The organism is Streptomyces sp. NPDC096012 (assembly GCF_040426375.1).
In the GTDB taxonomy this organism is placed as follows: Bacteria; Actinomycetota; Actinomycetes; order Streptomycetales; family Streptomycetaceae; genus Streptomyces.
Map to the genome: position 1 here is coordinate 46,358 of NZ_JBEOTD010000018.1, position 17,419 is coordinate 63,776.

The 17,419-nt window shown below is 73.4% G+C and carries 17 protein-coding genes and 1 pseudogene; 12 read left to right on the forward strand and 6 right to left on the reverse strand.

The window, feature by feature from the left end; genetic code table 11:
* Positions 1–169 precede the first annotated feature (169 nt).
* Positions 170–1,261, reverse strand: a complete 1,092-nt coding sequence (locus ABVB68_RS36955) for a hypothetical protein (protein WP_503006179.1) — start codon at positions 1,259–1,261, stop codon at positions 170–172.
* A gap of 524 nt (positions 1,262–1,785) precedes the next feature.
* Here ABVB68_RS36955 and ABVB68_RS19040 point away from each other — a divergent pair.
* The 10 genes and pseudogenes from ABVB68_RS19040 to ABVB68_RS19085 all read left to right on the forward strand — a co-directional run bounded on the left by ABVB68_RS19040 (position 1,786) and on the right by ABVB68_RS19085 (position 11,350).
* Positions 1,786–3,657: an ATP-binding protein gene (locus ABVB68_RS19040; protein ID WP_353602258.1), complete on the forward strand. Its 1,872-nt coding sequence runs from the start codon at positions 1,786–1,788 to the stop codon at positions 3,655–3,657.
* Positions 3,654–4,061, forward strand: coding sequence for a roadblock/LC7 domain-containing protein (locus ABVB68_RS19045; RefSeq protein WP_353602259.1), 408 nt, complete (start codon positions 3,654–3,656; stop codon positions 4,059–4,061). The genes ABVB68_RS19040 and ABVB68_RS19045 overlap by 4 nt, the downstream gene beginning before the upstream one ends.
* A gap of 26 nt (positions 4,062–4,087) precedes the next feature.
* Positions 4,088–4,435, forward strand: coding sequence for a DUF742 domain-containing protein (locus ABVB68_RS19050; protein WP_353602260.1), 348 nt, complete (start codon positions 4,088–4,090; stop codon positions 4,433–4,435).
* Complete coding sequence (locus ABVB68_RS19055; RefSeq protein WP_503006180.1) at positions 4,416–5,042, forward strand: GTP-binding protein; 627 nt, start codon at positions 4,416–4,418, stop codon at positions 5,040–5,042. Before ABVB68_RS19050 ends, ABVB68_RS19055 begins: the two co-directional genes overlap by 20 nt.
* Complete coding sequence (locus tag ABVB68_RS19060) at positions 5,039–6,250, forward strand: cytochrome P450 (RefSeq protein WP_353602261.1); 1,212 nt, start codon at positions 5,039–5,041, stop codon at positions 6,248–6,250. Before ABVB68_RS19055 ends, ABVB68_RS19060 begins: the two co-directional genes overlap by 4 nt.
* A gap of 99 nt (positions 6,251–6,349) precedes the next feature.
* A complete protein-coding gene (locus tag ABVB68_RS19065) occupies positions 6,350–7,576 on the forward strand; it encodes a cytochrome P450 family protein (RefSeq protein WP_353602325.1) in 1,227 nt (408 codons plus the stop codon).
* Positions 7,577–8,115: 539 nt separating this feature from the next.
* Positions 8,116–8,421: pseudogene (locus ABVB68_RS19070) on the forward strand (HFCD family protein); the annotation flags it as partial.
* 172 nt (positions 8,422–8,593) lie between these two features.
* Entirely contained in the window at positions 8,594–9,808 is a 1,215-nt protein-coding gene (locus ABVB68_RS19075; protein WP_353602262.1) for an SMI1/KNR4 family protein, read from the forward strand.
* Positions 9,809–9,893: 85 nt separating this feature from the next.
* The gene (locus tag ABVB68_RS19080) at positions 9,894–10,172 is read left to right on the forward strand and encodes a hypothetical protein (protein ID WP_503006181.1); all 279 of its coding nucleotides are present in this window, start codon (positions 9,894–9,896) and stop codon (positions 10,170–10,172) included.
* Between the two features lie 188 nt (positions 10,173–10,360).
* A complete protein-coding gene (locus tag ABVB68_RS19085) occupies positions 10,361–11,350 on the forward strand; it encodes an aldo/keto reductase (RefSeq protein WP_353602263.1) in 990 nt (329 codons plus the stop codon).
* A gap of 302 nt (positions 11,351–11,652) precedes the next feature.
* Here the strand turns inward: ABVB68_RS19085 and ABVB68_RS19090 are convergent, their stop codons facing one another.
* Positions 11,653–11,988 (reverse strand): DUF6343 family protein, encoded by a 336-nt coding sequence (locus tag ABVB68_RS19090; RefSeq protein ID WP_353602264.1) that lies wholly within the window; start codon positions 11,986–11,988, stop codon positions 11,653–11,655.
* Positions 11,989–12,309: 321 nt separating this feature from the next.
* Here ABVB68_RS19090 and ABVB68_RS19095 point away from each other — a divergent pair, with 321 nt between their 5' ends.
* Complete coding sequence (locus ABVB68_RS19095; RefSeq protein WP_353602326.1) at positions 12,310–13,617, forward strand: MFS transporter; 1,308 nt, start codon at positions 12,310–12,312, stop codon at positions 13,615–13,617.
* Positions 13,618–13,834: 217 nt separating this feature from the next.
* Here ABVB68_RS19095 and ABVB68_RS19100 read toward each other — a convergent pair whose 3' ends face one another.
* The 4 genes from ABVB68_RS19100 to ABVB68_RS19115 all read right to left on the reverse strand — a co-directional run bounded on the left by ABVB68_RS19100 (position 13,835) and on the right by ABVB68_RS19115 (position 15,839).
* Positions 13,835–14,620, reverse strand: coding sequence for a metallophosphoesterase family protein (locus ABVB68_RS19100; protein WP_353602265.1), 786 nt, complete (start codon positions 14,618–14,620; stop codon positions 13,835–13,837).
* Positions 14,617–14,895 carry a BON domain-containing protein gene (locus ABVB68_RS19105; RefSeq protein WP_353602266.1) on the reverse strand — a complete coding sequence of 93 codons (279 nt, stop codon included), beginning with the start codon at positions 14,893–14,895 and terminating at the stop codon, positions 14,617–14,619. The genes ABVB68_RS19100 and ABVB68_RS19105 overlap by 4 nt, the downstream gene beginning before the upstream one ends.
* The gene (locus ABVB68_RS19110) at positions 14,892–15,578 is read right to left on the reverse strand and encodes a nucleotidyltransferase family protein (RefSeq protein ID WP_353602267.1); all 687 of its coding nucleotides are present in this window, start codon (positions 15,576–15,578) and stop codon (positions 14,892–14,894) included. Before ABVB68_RS19110 ends, ABVB68_RS19105 begins: the two co-directional genes overlap by 4 nt.
* Positions 15,579–15,689: 111 nt before the next feature.
* A complete protein-coding gene (locus ABVB68_RS19115; protein ID WP_353602268.1) occupies positions 15,690–15,839 on the reverse strand; it encodes a hypothetical protein in 150 nt (49 codons plus the stop codon).
* A 174-nt stretch (positions 15,840–16,013) separates the two neighbouring features.
* Between ABVB68_RS19115 and ABVB68_RS19120 the strand changes: the two genes are divergently transcribed.
* A complete protein-coding gene (locus tag ABVB68_RS19120; RefSeq protein WP_353602269.1) occupies positions 16,014–17,183 on the forward strand; it encodes a PP2C family protein-serine/threonine phosphatase in 1,170 nt (389 codons plus the stop codon).
* The last annotated feature ends 236 nt before the right edge of the window (positions 17,184–17,419 follow it).

The following is a 17,419-nucleotide window of genomic DNA, read 5'->3' on the forward strand; positions in this document are numbered from 1 at the left end:
TGCCGGCGACGAACACCCTGGTGTCAGCCACGCCCTGCCCTGCCTCGCGGCCACCCTAGGGGGTGGCCGTACGGGTCGACGTGCGAAAACCATCACATTGACGGGGTGGGCGGCGCCACAGGGACGCGCCGGGCGGAGCGGGCCCGGCGCACGGGGATGCCGCCGGGGCTCAGGCCCCGCGATCCGCGGGCCGCTCGGCGCACGCCGCCGGGGCCGGAACCGTGCGCGGCTCGGTGGAGGCCGCCGGGAGCGCGTGTGGCTCGGTGGACGCCGCCGGGGCGGAGACGGTGCGCGGCTCCGCGGACGCCGCCGGGAACGCGTGTGGCGCGGTGGACGCCGCCGGGGCGGGAACCGTGCGTGGCTCCGCGGACGCCGCCGGGAACGCGTGTGGCTCGGTGGACGCCGCCGGGGCCGGGAGTGCGCGGGTTTCGGCGGACGCCGCCGGGGCCGGGGCCTGGCTCGTGGGTGCGGGGGGCGGGCCGGTGGGCCCGGGGGTGGGGGTGAGGGCGGGGGTGGGTTCGGGGGGTGGCGCCGGCAGCAGGGACCGTACGGCGGCGCGCAGCCGTTGCGTGCGGCCGTGCAGGAGTCCGAGGACGACCGCCGCGCCCACCGCGATGAGGTGCTCGCGGCCGGCCAGGTTGGGGACGGCGATGGACTCCCACACCATCGAGCCGCCGGTCAGCGCGAACACCACGGGGGCGCGCCGGACGACCGAGAGGTAGGTGAACAGACCCACCACGGCGGCCGAGGGCCCGGTGTCGAGCACCTGCCCGCACTCGGGCGGCAGCCCGAACCCCCACCAGCCGGGCCCCGCCGCGATCATCAGGCGGGCGGTGAGGGTGCCGGCCAGTGTGGTGACGTAGGCGATCATCAGGGTGCGGGCGCGGCCGAGGGTCAGTTCGGCGAGCGCGAACGCGAGGAAGAGCTGGGTGATGCCCGCCCACACCGGCAGGTCGAGCGCGGGCACGTACAGCGACACGGGGGTGCGCAGCAGGGACAGCCACAGTGGCAGGTCCGCCATGACACCGCCGAGCCGCCGTACCCAGACCGCGCCGGCGGGGTGCTGGGCGATGGCGTGGAAGAAGATGACGCCGAACGCGGCGACGAACGCCAGCAGCAGTCCGGACAGTCCCCGCCGGGCGAGCCGCCGCACCGGGTCGGCGACGACGGCGTGCCACTCGGCTCGCAGCGTGCGCCGGGTGAACCGGGCGAGTCGCGCGAGCGGCGGACGTAAGCGCGCGAGACGCCCTTCGGCGCTCATGAGGCTCGGCAGCCCATCGCCTTCGGTTCCCCCGTCACGTCTGTCGCCCCCTTCACCCGCCTGCCGGCCGGCCCGCCCCCGACCGGGATCCCCTAAGCGACGCGCGCCCGGTCGGCAACAGTCCAGCGAGCCCGGAAGCGGGCGTCAAGATCCGTTACGGGTGGGAATGCCCACAGGCGGCACACAACGGAAACCGGGCACCGAGAGGCAACCTTCGTCCCCCCGCTTGCGTCTGCCGGCCCAGGCGCCCGGGGGCCGGATCGTCGTTCGCCGACGCCGTCGCCCCGTGGGTCACGCCGTGGACGGCAGGGCACTCGGTCCCGGGTCCTCCCACTCGTCCGGTTCACCACCAACACGCGGACACGGCCGTCCAGTTCATGGAAAGCCCACGGATCCGTTCTTTTTCGATCAAGAACTCTCGTATAGTGACCGTCAGTTCACGATCGAGTGTCGCGCCGCACCCTTCACGCCTCTTCTGCAAGCTGCCACCCGCCCGTCTTTGCCGCGAGGACCAGACCGGACCGATGACCGCGCCCACCCATCCCGGAGACCGACCCTCCCCGCGTACGTTCGTCTCCGCGTTCGCCGCGACCGGTGTCCTGTCCGCGCTCGCGGTCTGCGCCGCCGTGCTCCTGGCACCGCACTCCGCGGGCACCCCGCTCGTCTGGGGCGGGGCCTCGGCCGCGGTCGCCCTCAGCGCGGCGGTCGCCACGGCCGCACACGCACTGCGGATCGCACGCGGCACCCGGCACCGGCTGGAGAGCGCCACCCAGGAGATCGGGCGGCTGCTGCACCAGCAAGCCCGTACGGCGGAGGACGTGCGCCAGGAGCAGCAGCGCCTCATCGACGAACTGGCGGCGCAGCGCGCCGAATTGACGGATTCGTTCGGCACCGAACGCGACCGGCTGACGCAGCAGAGCGCGCGCGAGACGGACCGGTTGCGCCGGGAGACCGCCCGTCTGACGGCTGAGCTGGAGCGGGCCCGCCGGGAGCGGGACGCGGCGGTCTCCGCCACGTCCAACGCCGCGGCACGGATGCAGGCCCTGGCCACGGCCACGCTGGCCGACCTGCGCACGATGGAGGACCGGCACAGCGACGAGGAGGTCCTCTCCGATCTCCTCCATCTCGACCACCGCACCGCCCAGGCCGGCCGGCTCGCCGACTCCATCGCCGTGCTGACCGGGGCGCGTTCGGGCCGCCGTTGGGCCCGGCCGATCGCCATGGAGTCGATCCTGCGCGGCGCGATGGGCCGGATCGCCGGCTACCGCCGGGTGCGGGTGCACTCGGTCAGCGAGGCCGCCGTCTCCGGGCACGCCGCCGAGGGCGTGATGCACGCGCTCGCCGAACTGCTGGACAACGCCGCGAACTTCTCGCCGCCCACCGCCGAGGTCCACGTCTACGTGGAGGAGGTGCCGGCCGGGCTCATCGTGTCCGTGGAGGACAGTGGCCTGGTCATGGGCGAGGTGCAGCTGCGCCGCGCGGAGCGCGCGGTCTCCGGGGACGTCACCGGGCTGGGTGGCCTGACCGGCACGCGGCTCGGCCTCGCCGTGGTCGGCCGGCTGGCCCGCAAGCACGTCCTCAAGGTGTCGTTCCGGCCGTCGGCGCGCGGTGGCACGGGGGTGCTGATCCTCATCCCGCAGGACATCCTCACCAGCCCCGCCCCTGCCGGGGCGACCGCTCCCGCGCGCCCGCAGACGACGGCGTCCGCCGCGGCCCCCCGCGCCCTGGAGGCCACGCCCGACCACGCGTCCGCGGCGCCGGAGTCCGGGCCGGAGCACGAGTCCGCCGCGCCGGTGCCGGAGCCGGGGGGCCCGGGCGGTCTGCCCAGGCGGCGCCGGGGCCGCACGCTCGCCGAGGCCGAGGGCTCCCGCCCGCACCGCGCCGAGGCCGCGCGCCCGGCATCCGCCCCGGACGAGGTCAAGGCCCGCGCGGCCCGGTTCAGCAGCTTCCGCCAGGCCGTGCGCCCGGCCGCCCCGACCACCCGGCAGGCCGCTGCCGGCTCGTCCGCGGACGAGCAGGGCAGGGGCACCGCGGACGAGCAGGGCAGGGCCGCGGACGAGCAGGGCAGGGGCGCGGACGACGCGGTCGCGGTCGCCGTGCCGCCCACGGCAGGGCACGGCCGCACCGCCGACGCGCCACAGGGTGCCACCGCCGGCGCTCCACACAGCGCCGCGCCCAGCCACCACGCCCCGCAGAGCCCGACCGCCGCTGCTCCCCGGATCGCCACGCCCGGCCCCGAGGCTGCCGATGCCGGCAGCGGCAGCGGCAGCGGCAGCGGCAGCGGCAGCGGCAGCGGCAGCGGCAGCGGGCCCGGTACCCCCGCCCCCACCAGCGAGCACTCCTCCTCCTCTTCCTCCGATCCGCACGCGCACCCGGAAGGCGACCCCACCTCATGACCGGCCCGACCACCGCCGACGACAAGCTCACCTGGCTCCTGGAAGGCCTGCTGGAGAGGACGCCCGGGACCCGGCACGCCCTCGTGCTCTCGCGCGACGGGCTGAAGCTGTGCCGTACCCCGGAGCTGAGCGTCGACCAGGCCGACCAGCTGGCGGCGATCGCGGCCGGCATCCAGTCGCTGTCGCACGGGGCGTCCGTCGAGTTCGGCGACGGCAGCGGCGGTGTCCGCTCGGCCATGGCGGAGTTCTACGGCGGCGTGCTGTTCATCGTGGAGGCGGGCGCGGGCGCTCATCTGGCCGTCGTCACCACCGAGGACGCGGACGCCGGCGTCGTCGGGCACAACATGAGCGAGCTGGTGGAGCAGCTCGGCGAGCACCTGACCGCTCCGCCGCGCACATCATGAGCCGTCCCGGCCCGAACCCTCCCGGTATGAGCCGTCCGGGCAGGGACGACGCCCCCGACCGCCTCTACACCATCACCCAGGGACGCAGCAGGACCGACCCGGACAACCCCTTCGACCTGGTCACGCTGGTGGTCGCGGAGTCCGAACCGGTGGCCGGCATGCAGTCGGAGCACGTGGCCATCCTCGAGACGGCCCGGTTCCCCACCTCGGTGGTGGAGATCGCCGCCGAACTCGGACTGCCCGTGAGCATCACCAAGGTGCTGCTGTGCGACCTGCTGGCGGCGGGCCGGGTCAGTGCCCGTCATCCGCGCACGCCGGCCACAACCGACCCCGACATCCTGGAGCAGGTGCTCGTTGGACTCCGCAACCTCTGACGCCCGCACCCCGTTGGGTGCCTCCGCCGACAACGGTCTGAAGATCGTGGTCGTCGGCGGCTTCGGCGTCGGCAAGACCACCCTGGTCCGTTCCGTCAGCGAGATCCGTCCGCTCAACACCGAGGAGACGATGACCCAGGCAGGCGAGACGGTCGACGACATCCGCCAGGTGCGCGGCAAGACCGCCACCACGGTCGCCTTCGACTTCGGCCGGATCACCCTGGACGCGCACAACGTGCTGTACCTGTTCGGCGCGCCGGGCCAGGAGCGGTTCTGGTTCCTGTGGGACCGGCTGTTCTCCGGCACGCTCGGCGCCGTCGTCCTCGTCGACACCCGCCGGATCGACGACTCCTGGTACGCCATCGACCGCCTGGAGCACCACGGCACGCCGTTCATCGTGGCCTGCAACGACTTCGGCGGGCCGGTCCGCGCCGGCGCGGACGTCCGCGAGGCCCTCGACCTGGATCCGCACGTGCCGCTGCTGGACTGCGACGCCCGCTCGCGCGCCTCCGCCAAGCAGGTCCTGATCACACTCGTCCAGCACGTGAAGGACCGGTACGCCGACCCGTCCGCGCGGGCGGGCCTGCCCCGACAGGAGTTCGTGTGACCACCTCCGACGCCGTTCCGCTCAGCGGCCCGCGGTTCCAGACCGAACCAGCCCGCCTGTACCGGGAGATGCGGCGCGACCACGGTGCCGTGGTGCCGGTGCTGCTCGACGGTGACGTGCCGGCCTGGCTGGTGCTGGGCTACCGCGAACTGCATCAGGTCACCGGGGACCCGGTGCTGTTCAGCCGGGACTCCGAGCTGTGGAACCAGTGGGAGAGCATCCCCGCCGACTGGCCGCTGCTGCCGATGATCGGCCGCAGGCAGCCGTCGATCCTCTACACGGTCGGTGACCGGCACCGGCAGCGCGCCTCGATGGTCAGCAACGCGCTGGAGGCGGTGGACCCCTCCGAACTCCGGCAGCACGCCGAGCGGTTCGCCGACGAGCTGATCGACGCGCTGTGCACGGCGGGCGAGGCCGACCTGATCACGCAGTACGCGATGCTGCTGCCGGTGCGGGTCCTGGCCCGGCTCTACGGCTTCGCGGACGAGGACGGCCCGGGGCTGGTCACCGCCCTCAACGACATGATCGACGGCCGGGAGCGGGCCCTGGCCGGACAGGCCCATCTGGCCACGTCCATGGCGCAGTTGCTGGCCGACCGGAGGAAGGAGCCCGCCGGGGACGTGGCCTCCCGGATGCTCGCCGACGACAGCGGCTTCAGCGACGAGGAGATCGCGCAGGACCTCATGGTGATGCTGGCGGCCGGGCACCAGCCGACCGCCGACTGGATCGGCAACTCGCTCAGGCTGATGCTCACCGATGACCGGTTCGCCGCCTCGCTGTTCGGCGGCCGCCACAGCGTGGCCGAGGCGATGAACGAGGTCCTGTGGGAGGACACGCCCACGCAGAACGTGGCGGGCCGCTGGGCCGCCCGGGACACGCACCTCGGCGGTCGCCGCATCCGTGCCGGCGACCTGCTGCTGCTCGGGCTGCAGGGCGCCAACTCCGATCCGCAGGTGCGTACCGACGCCTCCGCGCTGACCGGCGGGAACAACGCGCACTTCTCCTTCGGTCACGGTGAGCACCGTTGCCCGTTCCCCGCGCAGGAGATCGCCGAGGTGATCGCGCGGACCGGCATCGAGGTCGTGCTGGACCGGCTGCCGGACATCGACCTGGCGGTGGCCCCCGAGTCCCTCGGCCGCCGGCCCTCGCCCTGGCTGCGGGGTCTCGGCGCGCTGCCCGTGCGTTTCACGCCCGTGCCCGCCCTCTGATCCCGCGTCGCCCCGGCCGGCCCGCTTCGCGCCGGGGCCCGGGGGTCGTCCCCCGGACGCGCGCCGTACTCCGACCCCTGCCCTGGGAGGCACGTCATGATGACGACCGGCACCGAAGCATCCCGGATCGCGCTCGACCCCTTCGTCACCGACCTGGACGGCGAGAGCGCGGCGCTGCGCGCGGCCGGCCCGCTCGCAGCCGTCGAACTGCCGGGCGGCGTCCCGGTGTGGGCCGTCACCCACCACGCCGAGGCCAGGGCGCTGCTCACCGACCCGCGTCTGGTGAAGGACATCGAGGTGTGGGGTGCCTGGCGGCGCGGCGAGATACCCGCGGACTGGCCGCTGATCGGTCTCGCCAACCCGGGCCGCTCCATGCTCACCGTGGACGGTGCCGACCACCGCAGGCTGCGCACGCTGGTGGCGCAGGCGCTCACCCCGCGCCGGGTGGAGCGGATGCGCGAGCGGATCGGCAGCCTCACCCAGGATCTGCTGGACGCCCTGCCCGAGGACGCGGAGAGCGTCGATCTCAAGGCGGCCTTCGCCTACCCGCTGCCCATGTACGTCATCGCCGAACTCATGGGCATCGAGGAGGAGCGGCTGCCGCGGCTGAAGGTGCTGTTCGAGAGGTTCTTCTCCACGCAGACCCCGCCCGAGGAGGTCATCGCGACCCTCACCGAGCTGGCCCAGATCATGGGCGAGACGGTGGCGGCCAAGCGGGCCCGGCCCGGGGACGACCTGACCAGCGCGCTGATCCTCGCCTCGGAGGACGGCGATCGGCTCACCGACGCGGAGATCGTCTCCACGCTGCAGCTGATGGTGGCCGCGGGCCACGAGACGACGATCTCCCTGATCGTCAACGCCGTCGTCAACCTCTCCACGCATCCCGAGCAGCGCGCCCTGGTGCTCTCCGGCGAGGCCGACTGGTCGGCGGTCGTCGAGGAGACCCTGCGCTTCTCCACGCCCACCTCGCACGTCCTGATCCGGTTCGCGACCGAGGACGTGCCGGTCGGCGACAAGGTGATCCCGGCCGGGGACGCGCTGATCGTGTCGTACGGCGCGATCGGCCGGGACGAGAGCGCGCACGGGCCGAGCGCCGGGGAGTTCGACATCACCCGGGCGACGAGGAGCCGTCACATCTCCTTCGGTCACGGCCCGCACGTGTGCCCGGGCGCCGCCCTGTCCCGGCTGGAGGCGGGCGTGGCGCTCCCCGCGCTCTACGCCCGGTTCCCCGCCCTGGACCTGGCGGTGCCCGCGAGCGAGCTGCGCAACAAGCCGGTGGTCACCCAGAACGACCTGTTCGAACTGCCGGTGCGGCTCCGTCCGTAGGTCCGCGCGCAGCGCGCCTCGACTTCGAGCGCGCTTCAACTCGTAGCGTCACGGACACCGCACCGGCCACCGGGCCCGGCCTCCCCCACGGGATGCCGGGTGCCGGATTCCGTCGCTAGATGGAAGAAGGCCCTCGCGCCCCGGAGAACGACGAACGAGCGTGCATGAAAGGATCCCCCATGCAGAAGCGCAGCCTGCGGGAGCTCCGGGTATCGGCCATCGGGATGAAATCAAAGAAACACTAGTACTCGCCTGAGGCGGCGACCGTGCCGGAACGCACTCAGCCCCGCCGCGCGGGGAGGCTTCCGGACCTGTGGGGCGCGACGGGGCGGGTGGTGCCTGCATCAGCCTGCTACCGGAATGCCGCATTCAGTAGGGTGCGGCTGGCATATTCGCTTGGAGTTCCGAACACACCCCGTGTGAAGCGCCGGGAGGCGGACGTCACCCAGTCGTTGCCCGCCCCGCAGCGGTCTTCCGGGAGCACCAGGGGGCTGGTGATTGCGGCCCTGACCCGAAGCGGCCGTGTGGTCGATAGTCGCATGACGACCACCTCCGGCGTGCTCTATCCGTTCGCCTCGGCGGCCCCGCCCGTCCTCGACGTCGCGCCGGTGATCGGGAACGCACAGGCCCTCGGCTTCGACGTCTGCGTCGGCCTCACACCGACCGCTGCGCAGTGGCTCACCCCCCAGCTGGCCGACCTCGAACAGCTGACCGCCCACCCGGTGCGCAGTGACTACAAAATGCCCGGTGAGCCGGACGTTTGGCCGGAGGCGGATGTGATCGCGGTGGCGCCGGCCACCCAACACCGTTGCGTTAACGCTGTGACCTGCGGGGCAAGGGGGTTGGGCGAGGCAATGAGGTCATGGTGGCCCGGCCGGTCACGCGCGCTGCGGCACCGCCCGGAGCCGAGCGATTCGACCCGAGGACAGCCGAAGCATCAGTCAGTGGGCGGGTCAGACGCCCGAGCGGTGCCAGGTCCCAGTCCCCATGTCAGTGGGGGATGTCATCCTCGGCTCCGTGGATCACTCTGCGCGGATCACCGCGTTCACAGGTCTCGTCGGACCGCCGCCCGGCCCGGCGCCCGCCGTCGACTGGGCGGCGGTCGAGGGCTGGGTGGGCGCCCCGCTGCCCGGTGACTACAAGGCGCTCGTGTCGGCGTACGGTGCGGCCGAGATAGGCGGCCCGGGTGCGGCGATCCGGCTGCACCCCCCGTGCGTCAGCACCGACGGCCGCTTCGATTACGCAGCATGGATCGTCGAGACGCACCGGCACTCGGCGATCCGGCCCAGCATGTTCACCGCGCGTCGGCGCCCCTTCCTGCCCGAGGAGGGCGGCCTGCTCGCCTTCGCCACGACGTGGAGCGGCGACCACCTCTTCTGGAACACGGGCGCGTCGGACGACCCCGACGAGTGGCCGGTCACGCTCATGACCACGAATGTGGCGGTCGGGGTGAGCGAGCCCTGGGTGGACTACGAAGTCCCGTTCCTGGAGCTGCTGTTCACGGTGCTGCGCACCGGCGTGCCGCACCCGGGCGAGCCCGGCGGGCTGCTGGGCCCGCTGTCCTCACAGATTCGGGTCTGGCCGCCGCTGGCCGGGGCCGCACCCTGGTCGCCACCGCCTGCGGGCACCGCCGTGGACGCGCGGCAGCACGCGGCGCTCACCGAGGGCTCGGGCCTCGACGCCGTCATGGCGCTGGTTCCACCGCCCCTGGAGCCGTACCTGGGCGAGGGCACATGGGAGCAGGTCTTCCAGCGGCTCGGCACCCGGCTGCCGCCGGACTTCGTGGCGCTCGCGGAGCGGTACGGGGCGGGCAACTGGAGCTGGTGGCTGGACATGAGCGCCCCACTGTCCCTGGGCCGGCCACGGGAGCAGGGGCTCGCGGCCACCGCCGAGGGCATGCTTGACGGATACCGCCAACTGCGCGCCGCCCATCCCCAGTACTACCCGATGCCCGCGTGGCCCGAGCCCGGCGGCTTCCTGCCGTTCGCGTCGACGATCGACGGGGACCAGATCGGCTGGCGCGCGGACGGACCGCCCGAGACGTGGCGCGTAGCCGTCAACCCACGCCACTGCCACCAAGGACCACCCCTGCCAGGCGACTTCACGGCAACCCTGCTCACGTGGTTGCGCGGCGGCCCCGCCGAATCCGGCTTCCCCGGTCTGACCGGCCGGGACCTGCATCCGCTGGACGTCATGTTCTTCGAACCGTTCGGGCCGGGCGCGCCGTGGTGAAGACCCCTCGTCACCACGGGCTCGGGCCTAGCCGGCCACCTTCAGCACGATCAACGCCTGGGCGACGGGCAACACCCGGGACGTCGTGATGGGCGTCGTCGCCGAGGCCATCGGCAAGGACATTCCCCATGGTCACCATGCCGTGAATGCCGCCTACGTGCAGCACCGCCAATTCGAGCGGAGCGTCAGGGAGCTGCGCGCCATGGACGTGCCCGTCCTCTACGGCGACTGCGGGGTCGTCCCGAACCCGGCAGGGGCCCGGGTGGGGAAGTCACTCGCCGGTGAGCTCCTGGACCGCATCGAGCACCAGGTACCACGGGTAGACCTTGGAGTCGCCCTGGCCGGGCACTGCCGGTGCGGCTGAATCCGTAGGCCGGCGCGCAGCGCGCCTTGACTTCGAGCGCGCTTCAACTCGTAGCGTCACGGACATCGCACCGGCCACCGGGCCCGGCCTCCCTCACGGGATGCCGGGTGCCGGATTCCGTCGCTAGATGGAAGAAGGCCCTCGCGCCCCGGAGAACGACGAAGAGCGTGTATGAAAGGACCCACCCCATGCAGAAGCGCAGCCTGCGGGACCTCCAGGTATCGGCCATCGGCCTCGGATGCATGGGGATGTCCGCCTTCTACGGCTCCGCCGACCGGGAGGAGGGCATCGCGACCATTCGGCGGGCCCTGGAACTCGGGATCGACTTCCTCGACACCGCGCAGGTCTACGGACCGCTCACCAACGAGTCGCTGGTCGGCGAGGCGATACGCGGGCATCGCGACGAGTATGTGATCGCCACGAAGTTCAACTACCGGATGGACGACGCCGTACCCGGCGACATGAGCACGATCGGCCGGCAGGACGGCTCGGCCGAGCACGTCCGCAGCTCGGTCCACGGCTCGCTGGAGCGCCTGGGCACCGACCACATCGACCTGTACTACCAGCACCGGGTCGACCCGGGCGTGCCCATCGAGGAGACGGTCGGCGCGCTGGGCGAGCTGGTCGCCGAGGGCAAGGTGCGTCACATCGGGCTGAGCGAGGCGAGCGCGGAGACGATCCGGCGCGCGAACGCCGTCCACCCCGTCACCGCCGTGCAGAGCGAGTACTCGCTGTGGACGCGGGACGTGGAGGCCGAGGTGCTGCCCGCCTGCCGGGAGCTCGGCATCGGCTTCGTGCCGTACTCGCCGCTGGGCCGCGGCTTCCTCGCGGGCCGCTTCAGCTCCCCGGAGGAGCTGGACGACAACGACTTCCGCCGTAACAACCCGCGCTTCACCGACGGCAACCTGGAGGCGAACCTGCGGCTGGCGGCGAAGGTCAGGGAGATCGCCGCCGAGAAGGACGTGACCCCGGCCCAGCTGGCCATCGCCTGGGTGCTGGCGCAGGGCGAGGACCTGGTCCCGATCCCTGGCACCAAGCGCCGCACCTACCTGGAGCAGAACGCCGGCGCGGTCGGCATCGAGCTGACCGCGGAGGACCTGGCCCGGATCGACGCCGAGCTGCCGGAGGCGTCGGGCGAGCGGTACGACGAGGCGGGTATGCGGGCGGTCAACCGCTAGAGGCGAGTTTCCCCGGTCGCGGTCTCTGGTTCTTGGCCGCATGTCCGGTTCTCGGCCGCGCATCGGGGGGCCAAGTCGGGGACAGGGGCGTGCGGGTGAGGTGGGCGACACCTCCGCCCCCGGCGGAGGTGCGCCGGCCGCGGGTGACGGCGGGAGCGAGGGTGTCAGCCCCGGAAGACGGCGGTGAGCGACGGTGTCAGTCGCGGGTGACGGCGGGAGCGACGGTGTCAGCCCCGGAGGACGGCGGTGAGCGACGGTGTCAGTCGCGGGTGACGGCGGTGAGCGACGGTGTCGGCCGCGCGTCACCGTCGTTCGCCCCGTTCCCGCCGCCTGCGCGCCGTGACCACCACGAGGTCCAGCGCGGCCCCCAGCGCCAGGACGCCGCAGACCGCCGCGAGGGCGGCCAGCGGTTCGGTGCCCGGGCTGTCGCCGGGGCCCGAGCGCGCCGCCCAGAGAGCGAAGGCGACCGTAGCCACGGTGAACACCGGCAGGAAGACCGCGGACAGCAGCTGCCGCAGGCGCAGGGCGCTGCGCGCGGTGACCGGCTCCTCGCCGGTGCGTACGGGGCGGCCGCCGAGCGCTCCGGAGCGTGAGCGGCGGACCGGCACCCCGGTCCGTCCGTGACGTACGTCGCGCATCACACGCCTCCTTCGGCGAGGCCGTTCGGTGTGGTGTGGGTCTCCGCGTAACCAGGTACGGCACCCGGCAAACGGGGACCTGTGAGGAACCCCACGCGGGGGCCCAAGGAGCGAACGGGGAAGGTCAGTTGAGCGTTCCTGCGCCCCTGGTGGCCGGGGCGACGGCGACGACTCGCCCGTCCCGTCTGCAAGCATGGACGATGCCCTGACCAGGCGACCCGGCCATGCGACGCAGCCTGGCCCAGAGGTTCCGCCGGTCCGTCTCCCACTCCTCTGCCGAGTACCCCCCCTGTGTCTGCTGCCCCTGACCTGTCCGTACCCGTGTCCGTGTCCCGTACCGCCGCCTCCCGTTCGCCGTGGCGGTCCCTGCGCCACCGCGGGATGCGCTGGTGGTCGGCGGCGAACTTCGTCTCCAACGCCGGAACCTGGATGCAGCTCACGGTGCAGAACCTGCTGGTGCTGCACATCACGGGGTCGGCCGCGGCGACCGGTCTGTCGATGTCCGTGCAGGCGGCGCCCGCGCTGTTCGTGAGCCTGCTGGGCGGCGCGGCCGTGGACCGCTGGCCCCGGAAGCTGACGGTCGCCGTCAGCCAGACCCTGCTGGGGGTGGTGGCGTTCACCACCGCGCTGCTCGTGGCGATGGACCGGATCGACATGACGGCGCTGCTGGCGCTGGCCGCCGTGACCGGCCTCATCGCGACCGTCGACGGGCCGGCGTGCGCACTGCTCGGCAACGATCTCGTGCCCGTCGAGGACGTGCCCTCCGCGATCGGCGTCGGCTCGCTCGTGCACAGCGCGGGCCGGCTGGCCGGCACGGCCCTGGCCGGTGTGGCCGTCGGCTTCCTCGGCACATCCGCCGCATACGCCGCCAACGGGCTGTCGTTCCTGTTCGTCGCGTCGGTCGTACCGTTCCTGCGGCCCGCCGCCGGTGCCGGTCAGGTACCGCCGGCCGAGGCGCGGGCCGTTCCCTCGGGCACGGAGATGACCGTGCGGGAGGGGCTGGCCTTCTTCATGCGCCGGCCCCGCCTGGTCGCGCTGGCGGGCATCACGGGGATCAGTTCCGTCTTCGGCCGCAATTACGGCCTCACGCTCGCCGTGCTGGTCACCGGCCCGCTCGCGGGCGGTGCCGGGGCGTTCGGCACGGTCTCCACGGTGCTGGCCGTCGGCGGCATCCTCGGGGCGATACTCGGCGCCCGGCTGCGCAAGCCGTCGGTGCGGTCCGTGGGTCTGCTCGCGGCGGCCGGCGCTCTGCTCCAGGTCGTCGCCGGACTGTCGCCGTCACTGGCCGTCCTGCTGGTGCTGGTGCTGCCCATGGCCGTGGTGGAGTCCGTCTCCGACACGGCGGGAACCTCCGTACTGCAGACCGATCCGCCCGCTCATCTGCGGGGCCGGGTGCTCGGGGTGTGGAACAGCATCGGCACGGTGTGGGGCCTGGGAGGGCCGCCGCTGCTGGGGCTGCTGATGGAGTGTGCCGGGGCGCGCGGCGCCCTGGTCGCCGGCGGACTGCTCATCGCCGGGTCGATCGGCGCGGGCCTGCTGGTGCGCCGGCGCGGTGTCCCGGTCCCGGTGACGCTGACCGCGAAGGACGGCGAGATGGCCGGCCGGGCGGCACTGCTCACGGCGGCCTGACGCCGACGCCGGGCCGGGCCGGGTGCGCACGGTCGCTGCCACGGGACCCGTTCGGCAGGAGCCCGGGCACAGCCGCGGACCCTGTCCGACACCGCCCGGGCTCACGATGGCTCTGCCCCGAGTCCCCGAATCCGCTACGCCGAGCCCCCTCCCCGCTCGGCACCGCCCGGACTCACCGACACGACCCCCGCCCCGCCTGGGCGGCCCCGGGCTCGGCTCACGGCTGCGGCTGCGGCTGCGGCTGCGGCTGCGGCTGCGGCTGCGGCTGCGGTCCCTGGCCGCCGGCCGGCAGGTGGTACACGTGGAAGGCCTGGCCGATCACCGGCTGGGCGACGTTGCGGACGCGGACGCCTCCGCTGGTCAGGCCGTGTTCGGTGCCGGCGTGGGCGTGGCCGTGCACGGCGAGGTCGGCGCCGCCGGTGTCGATGGCCTCCGCCAGCAGGTAGCTGCCGAGGAACGGGTAGATCTCCGGCGGCTCCCCGGCCAGCGTGTCCGGCACGGGTGAGAAGTGGGTCAGCGCGATCCGCACGTCGCAGTCCCGCTCGCCCAGATTCTTCAGGGCCGCGTGCAGACCGTCGGCGCACCGGCGCGTATAGCGGACGAACTCCTTCATGAGCGGCTCGCCGAACTCCCCGGCGCAGCGGCCGACGAACCCGCCGCCGAAGCCCTTGGTCCCGGCCACCCCGATCCGTGCTCCGTCGCAGGTGACGACGGCCGCCTCCCCTTCCAGGACGTGCGCGCCCGCCTCCCGGAGGATCGCGGTGACCTCTTCGGGCCGTTCGTCGTGGTGGTCGTGGTTGCCCAGGACGGCGACGACCGGCACTCCGAGGTCCTTGATCTCGCGGGCGACGACCGCGGCCTCGTCGGGCGTGCCGTGGCGGGTGAGGTCGCCGGCGAGCAGCAGGACGTCGGCACACTCGGGCAGCGTCTCGAAGGCGGGGCGCAGGGTGCCCTGGCTCTCGGGACCCATGTGGATGTCCCCGACCGCCGCGATGCGGATCACGTCAGGTCCTCCCCGCGGTCGGGCGAGGAGGTCCCGGCGACGAGGAGGTCGCAGTGGACCGGGTGCCCCGCCAGTTCCTCGCGGACCGTGCGCAGGATGTCGTCCCGGCACTGGGTGCTCGGCACGGTCCCGGTGAGCAGGACGGCGTCGCCGTGCGGTTCCAGCCGTACGCCGAGTTCGCCCAGGTGTCCCGAGGCGAGGCGCTCGGCGAGGTGGGCGACGCGGTAGTCCAGGTTCGCCGCCACCGAGGGTGTCGGCGGGCTTGCGTCGGTCATGGCTGCTCCTGACGGGGGGCGATCACGTTCAGCCGTTCGAGGAGGAAGAGGAAGGCGGCCGGCATGGGCTGGTCGCCGCAGGCCGCCCGCACGGCGTCCCAGTCGACCTTCTCGCGGACCGCCCGGGCGACCGGCAGCACCGACCCGAAGTCGCAGTAGTGCTCCGAGAAGGCGCTGATCAGGCTGCGGATCAGGTCGGTCGGGGACAGCACCGGCATGAGCACGGAGTCGACCGGCAGGAACTGCGCCCGGTCGATCATGTCCTTGGTGACGGGCTCGTGCGCCAGGTCGAAGATGATGTCGATGTTCTGGCCGTGGCAGGTGGTCTTCAGCAGCCAGTCCTCCGGCGGCGTCCGCACCGCGAACCCCGCCTCGCGCAGTGAGCCGGCCACCGCCTCGGCGTCTTCCCGCAGGACGCAGAAGTCGGCGTCGTGCTGGAGGTAGCGGCTGCCGCCGTGGGCGTAGACGGCCACGCTCCCGGCCAGCGCGAAGGGGTGGCCTGCTCGTTTGAGGAGGGCACCGATCTCTTTGGTGGCCTCCAGGATCGCCTGGCTGCGGTCCTGCGGCAGGGCCGGCGCGTCCGGCGCCGGCCCTGCCTGCTGGTCCACTCCGTCCGCGGCCAGGCGGAGTCCTCCGGTCTCCGGCCGCCTGGCCCGCGCGGCGTCCTCCCCGTCCTGCGTCATCGCCTCTCCATTCACGGCGCCCTCCATGCCCCGGTCCGGTCCCCGGGGAGCTACGGGTACCCGGCGTCCCCGCACCGACACGGTCCACCACCCGAAAGGGGCGGCTGCGCGTCAGTGCGGGAGGGCGTCGTGGGCGGAGCGGGTGTGGTCGCGGCGGAAGTGCCGGGCGCGGGCGAAGGCGGTCTGCGCGTAGCGGCAGCGGATCGTCGGGGCGAGGGCGTGGACGGTGCCGGCCAGGACGTGCTCGCCGAAGAGCGGCATGGGGGCGAAGAGGCGCTGGGAATGCCTGCTCGGGGTGAAGAGGCCCCGGGAAGCCCGCTCCCCTTTCTTCTCGTGTGCCCCGCGCCTTTCTTCCCGTGTGCCCCGCGTCGCGTCCGGCGCCGCCCGGCGGACGGCGAGTGGCCGCCCGTCGGGGCCGGGAGCACGCTGGTACTCATGAGATCCCCACGGTCCGCGGGCGGGCTGCCGTGGCAGTCGGTGCACGCGCTGTTGCTGCTCCCGATCACGCTCATCGTGGTGATCACGGTGGTGGACGTACAGGCGCCGACCGATGTGCACCTCGGCCCGACCCTGGTGATCGCGCCCGCGATCACACCGTCCTTCGCCGGCCCGCGGACCACGGCGGCCATCGGAGCACTGGCGACGGGCGCCCAGATCCTCATCGGCGTCGCCCACGGCGGGATCGCCACCACGAACCACGTCGTGCAGATCATCACCCTCTTCATCCTCTCGGTGCTCTGCGTCCTGTACAGCGCCCTGCGCACCCGCCGGCAGGCCCAGCTGGCCCAGGTCCGTACGGTCGCCGAGGCCGCGCAGCACGTGCTGATGTGGCCGCTGCCCGAGCACATCGGCCCGCTGCGGATCGCCTCCCTCTATCTGGCCGCCGAGGACGAGGCGCAGATCGGCGGCGACCTGTACGCGGCGACCCGCGGCGAAGGCGTCGTACGCGTCCTGATCGGGGACGTACGCGGCAAGGGGCTGCCCGCCATCGGTGAGGCCGCCCTGCTGCTGAGCGCCTTCCGGGAGAGCGCGCACCGGGACATCCCCCTGGCGGAACTGGTCGGCACGCTGGAGCAGAGCGTATGCCGCTACACGGTGGACCTGGAGCCGGCGGAGGAGGCGGGCGAGCGCTTCGCCACCGCGCTGGTGGTGGAGATCCCGGACCACGACCCGGTCACCCGCATGACGAGCTGCGGTCATCCCCCGCCCCTGCTGCTCAGCCCCGGCCATGTCGTCACGGCCCCGAGCCTGCATCCGTCACCGCCGCTCGGCGTGCACCCGGGTGCCGGGCACACCCTGGACGTGTTCTCCTTCGAACCCGGCGACACGCTGCTGCTCTACACGGACGGTGTCGTGGAGGCCCGGGACGCCCAGGGCCGGTTCTACCCGCTCGCCGAGCGGGTAGCGCGGTGGACCGAGGAGAGTCCCGAGGCGCTCATGCACCACCTGCGACGCGACCTGCTCGCGCACGCCGGCGGCCGGCTGGACGACGACGCCGCGCTCATCGCGCTGCACCGCACGCCCGTCGAGCGGCGCCGCCACCACCACGGCCGCGACGCCTTCCGGCAGGGCTCCGAGACGCACGCCGGGCACCTGGCCGGCTGACGCACCAGGCCGGCCGACTCCCCCCTGGCAGCGGCGCACCGCCCCCGCGCGGCCCGCACGGCCGTGCGTACGTTCAACTCCCCTCGTGCCTGAGTTAAGTTCATGAGGTAGCCCGTTCCAGGCGCCGTTGCGAGAATCTGCGGCGGCCCGAGCGGCTCTCCACCTTCGAGCGCCGGCTGCCGGGCAGGATCGCAGAGGTCGAAGAGCCGGAGAGCCGCAAGGCACTGCACGCGTAC